Origin of the sequence: Mesorhizobium sp. M7A.F.Ca.CA.002.09.1.1 (assembly GCF_003998555.1) — a bacterium.
GTDB classification, from domain to species: domain Bacteria; phylum Pseudomonadota; class Alphaproteobacteria; order Rhizobiales; family Rhizobiaceae; genus Mesorhizobium; species Mesorhizobium ciceri.
Window position 1 is genome coordinate 1 of the sequence record NZ_RZRR01000441.1, and the last position, 4,518, is coordinate 4,518.

A 4,518-nucleotide genomic window follows, 5' to 3' on the forward strand; every position below is an offset into this window, starting at 1 on the left:
GTCCGGGCACGCTGGCGGCGCCCGCAAGGATGGCGGTAAGCGGCGCCGGCACGGTGACATAGGGCGCTTCGAGCCAGCCCTGGCGGGACCCGGCCATGCCGCAGATGATGACGGGCAGCGCCGCTGGTGCTCCCATCGCCGCCAGATGCCCTTCGAGGATGGTCGAAAAGCCCTTTTGCTGCGCGGTGATCAGGCCGTCATCGCCGCGGCGTTCGGCAAGCATCTTGCCTTGCCCGTCGATCAGCCAGACCCGCATGCGGGTCGTGCCCCAGTCGACGGCGGCGACCGCCGGTGCGTTGCCGGCTTGGCTCACAGGAAACCTCCATCGACGATCAGCATCTGCGCCGTCAGCATGCGCGAAGCGTCCGAGGCCAGGAACAGCACCGTGCCGACGATGTCGTCGGGCTGCATCACCTGTTTTATGCACTGCTTGGCGACATGGGCGGCAAGCCCCTGTTCGGTCACCCAGAGCTCCTTCTGCCGCTCGGTGATCACCCAGCCGGGTGCGATGGCGTTGACGCGGATGCCGTCCACACCGAGCTTGCCGGCCAGCCCCTTGGTCAGACCGAGGATACCGGCCTTGGCGGCCGTGTAGGAGGGCATGTCGGGGTGGTTGATCAGATAGGACGTCGAGGTGAAGTTGATGATCGAGCCGCCGCCGGCCCGCTTCATGCCCGGCGCCACCGCTTGCGCGGTGAAGAAATGCGGCCTCAGATTAATGGCTTGGTTGTTGTCCCAGAACTCGACCGTCACGTCTTCGACGGCGTGGCGTTCGTCCCAGGCCGCATTGTTGACCAGCACGGTGACATCGCCGTGCGCCTCGGCAGCCTTCGCGGCGGACGCCCGCAGGGCCTCGACATCGCGCAAATCGGTCTTGAGGTAGAGCGGCCGGCGGCCGAATTCTTTCTCGATGCGGTCGGCAAGAGCTGTGCTTGGGCCGTCGGCGATGTCGATGAAGGCGACATTGGCGCCCTGGCGCACAAAACCCTCGGTCAGTGCCGCGCCAATTCCGGAGCCGCCGCCGGTGATCAGCACCGAGGCTCCTTCGAGGTCGGCAAAATGCGCCGATGGCATCATCGTTGTTGTCTCCCAGCGCATGACCCCGAAAATCGGATCGATTTTCGGAAAGGGATCATGCGCAAATGTTAAATGCTACAGCGTCCTTTGCGCGTCTTGAAAGACGCGCGGCGCCGTAGCGTGATCGGCGCGCATCCTAGCCACGCAAGGCGCGCGGGCAAGGGCGAACCGCCGAATTTCAGGGCTTATGTCAGACAAAACGACAATGCGCCGCACCGGATGCGCACGGCAGCACCGTCGGGGTTGGGGATCTCGGAGGACCGCCGGTCAGATCGCCTTGGCGCGCAGGGCGCCGCGGAAGGAATCGCGGAGATAGCCGAGCGTGGCGTCGGCATCGACCGGCTTGCCGAACAGATAGCCCTGTCCGCCGGCGCAGCCAAACTGGACCAGGCGATCGGCCTGCGCTTCCTGCTCGATTCCTTCGGCGACGACGTCCATGCCGAGCCCTTCGCACATTGCGAGGATAGCGCGGATGATGTGTTCCGACGGCCTGTCGTCGAGAATGGAGGAGACGAAGGCGCGATCGATCTTGAGCTTGTCGAAATGGAATTCGCGCAAGCGGCCGAGCGAGGACTGGCCGGTGCCGAAATCGTCTAGCGAGACGCGGATGCCGACGCGGCGCAGATCCTCGACGATCTGCGCGGCCGAGGCCGGGTCGTTCATCAGGCCGGTCTCGGTGATCTCGATCTCCAGCCGGCGCGGATCGAAGCCGGTGCGGTCGAGGATCGCCAGTATGTGCAGGCCGGTGTTCTGGTCGACGAGCTGCGAGGGTGACAGGTTGAACGACAGGAACAGGTCCTTCGGCCAGCTTCTGGCGGCCTCCGTCGCCTTGCGCAGCACCAGCTGCGACAACGGGCCGATGATGCCGCGCTCCTCGGCGATGGGAATGAAGACGGTCGGCGGCACGGAACCCAGGTCGCGGTCGGTCCAGCGCGCCAGCGTCTCGAAGCCGATGGTGCGGCGCGTGGCGAGATCGACGATGGGTTGGAAATGCGGCTCCACTTCGCCGGCCGAGACAGCCCGGCGCAGCGCCTGTTCGATGCGGGTGACGCGCTTGGCCGCTTCTTCCATCTCACGGGTGTAGACGACGACGCGGCCACGGCCGGAACGCTTGGCGTGGTAGAGTGCCGTCTCTGCCTTGTTGATGAGGATTTCCGTGGTCTCGTCGCCCGAATAGAACAACGAGCAGCCGACCGAGGCCGAAAGCCTGGCGGTGCGTTCGCCGACATCGTAGGGCGCCGACAGGATCTCGATCAGCATGCGCGACTTTTCGGCCGCAGCGTCCTCGCTGAATACCATCGGATAGAGAAAAGCAAATTCGTCGGCGCCGATGCGGCAGACCGTGGAATAGCCGTCCATAGAGGCGCGCAGCCGCATCGCGACCTGGATCAGGATGTCGTCGCCGGCCTTGTGGCCGAACAGATCGTTGATCGGCTTGAAGCCGTCGAGGTCGAGAATCCCGACGGTAAAGGGCGCGGGATCGTCGGCTCGGTCGGCGATCAGCCGATCGACCTTGTCGAAGAAGCGGCGATGGTTGCCAAGCCCGGTCAACGGATCGGTGAATGCCAGATCCGTGCTCTCCCTGTTTGCCTGACCGGTGCCAAACGAAGTTTGCATCGGTGTCCCTGTTTTGTGACTTCGGAATTTATTTTCAGACTGGCAGCAAACCCTTTAGGAAACGTATCGCGAAATCGATTTTCCATGGGCAACCGCGACCTGTTTCGAAGGATCGATGTGAGGTGTGCATTCGGGCTCAAGGAACAACGAGGACGCGCAGCCTGGCTCCTGTCACGGAATGACCGGCAGGGCCGAGCTTGCGACTTGCTGATGCCAATCTTCAAAAGGTCGCGATTGGCAGACGGGCAGTGAGCCTGTACAGGCAGGACAGTCGCCCATCAGAGCCGCCGGAGACCCGCCATGAAGCTGAAAATCGCCGTCCAGATGGACCACATCTCCACCGTGTCGATCGCCGGCGACACCTCGTTCGCGCTGTCGCTGGAAGCGCAGCGGCGTGGCCATGAGCTGTTCCACTACACGCCGGATCGGCTGTCGTTGCGCGACGGCAAGGTGTTTGCCCGCATTGAGGAGATGCAGGTGCGCGACGAGAAAGGCAGCCACTATTCGCTGGGCGAGAAGGTGCGCACCGATCTGTCGGAGATGGACGTCGTCCTGCTGCGCCAGGATCCGCCCTTCGACATGAACTACATCACCACCACGCACATCCTGGAGCGCATCCACCCGAAGACGCTCGTGGTCAACGACCCGGCCTGGGTGCGCAACAGCCCGGAAAAGATCTTCGTCACCGAATTTGCCGACCTGATGCCGGACACGCTGATCACCAAGGATCCACTCGAAGTTGCCGCCTTCCGCAAGGAGTTCGGCGACATCATCGTCAAGCCGCTCTACGGCAATGGCGGCGCCGGCATCTTCCATCTGCTGGAGGGCGACCGCAACCTGGCCTCGCTGCTGGAAATGTTCGGCCAGATGTTTCGCGAACCCTATATCGTGCAGCGCTATCTCAAGGACGTGCGCAAGGGCGACAAGCGCATCATCCTGATCGACGGCGAGCCGGTCGGCGCCATCAACCGGGTGCCCGCCGAACATGATTCCCGCTCCAATATGCATGTCGGCGGCCGCGCCGAAAAGACCGAGCTGACGGCGCGCGAACGCGAGATCTGCGCCCGCATCGGGCCGTCGCTGAAGGAGCGTGGCTTCATCCTGGTCGGCATCGACGTCATCGGTGACTACATGACCGAGATCAATGTCACCTCGCCGACCGGCGTGCGCGAGGTCAAACGCTTCGGCGGCGCCGACATCGCCAGCCTGTTCTGGGACGCGGTCGAGGACAAGCGCGGGTAAGCCGTTTTCATTTTGTCTTAACCATGTTCCGTTTTTGCAACCGCGCTCAATTCGGCTGCAACCCACGCGCTCACATGTTCCCGTAATGTTCTTGATTTGACCGAGGATTTGTGATTGTCTGCCCGTGGGGCCATTTCTTGGCCATCGCGTGGGTTGTGGCCTGGGGGCAAAGAAATGGTGGCGCGGGTTCGCACGGTCGCTTTCCAGGGCATCGAGGCCGTGCCGGTCGATGTGCAGGTGATGATCGCGCCCGGCAAGGTCAACATGCACATCGTCGGCCTGGGCGACAAGGCGGTGGCCGAAAGCCGCGAGCGGGTGCAGGCCGCACTGCATGCTTCAGGCCTGTCGATGCCGTCGAAGAAGGTCACGGTCAATCTGGCGCCGGCCGACCTGCCGAAGGAAGGCAGTCACTACGACCTGCCGATCGCGCTTGGCCTGATGGCTGCCCTTGGCGCCATTCCGGGCGACATGCTGGCCGGCTATGTCGTACTTGGAGAATTGTCGCTCGACGGCACGATTGCCGCGGTCGCCGGCGCCTTGCCGGCGGCGATCGCCGCCAATGCCGAGGGCAAAGGCCTGATC

5 protein-coding genes are annotated in these 4,518 nt (G+C 63.6%); 2 read left to right on the top strand and 3 right to left on the bottom strand.

Annotation, left to right across the window (positions count from 1 at the left end; all coding sequences use genetic code 11):
• From EN994_RS19105 to EN994_RS19115, 3 genes are all read right to left on the bottom strand, one after another.
• Window positions 1-256 (bottom strand): 2-dehydro-3-deoxygalactonokinase (locus tag EN994_RS19105; protein ID WP_245466049.1); only part of this gene is annotated, 256 nt, incomplete at its 3' end.
• 53 nt (window positions 257-309) lie between these two features.
• Window positions 310-1,077, bottom strand: coding sequence for an SDR family oxidoreductase (locus EN994_RS19110; protein ID WP_063169668.1), 768 nt, complete (start codon window positions 1,075-1,077; stop codon window positions 310-312).
• Window positions 1,078-1,344: 267 nt separating this feature from the next.
• Window positions 1,345-2,694 carry an EAL domain-containing protein gene (locus EN994_RS19115; RefSeq protein WP_013528600.1) on the bottom strand — a complete coding sequence of 450 codons (1,350 nt, stop codon included), beginning with the start codon at window positions 2,692-2,694 and terminating at the stop codon, window positions 1,345-1,347.
• A 300-nt stretch (window positions 2,695-2,994) separates the two neighbouring features.
• On the opposite strand from EN994_RS19115, the gene gshB reads away from it, so the two are divergent.
• Entirely contained in the window at window positions 2,995-3,936 is a 942-nt protein-coding gene (gshB, locus tag EN994_RS19120) for a glutathione synthase (protein ID WP_013528601.1), read from the top strand.
• Between the two features lie 174 nt (window positions 3,937-4,110).
• On the top strand, window positions 4,111-4,518 hold a 408-nt coding region (locus EN994_RS19125; RefSeq protein ID WP_164746012.1), incomplete at its 3' end, for a magnesium chelatase domain-containing protein.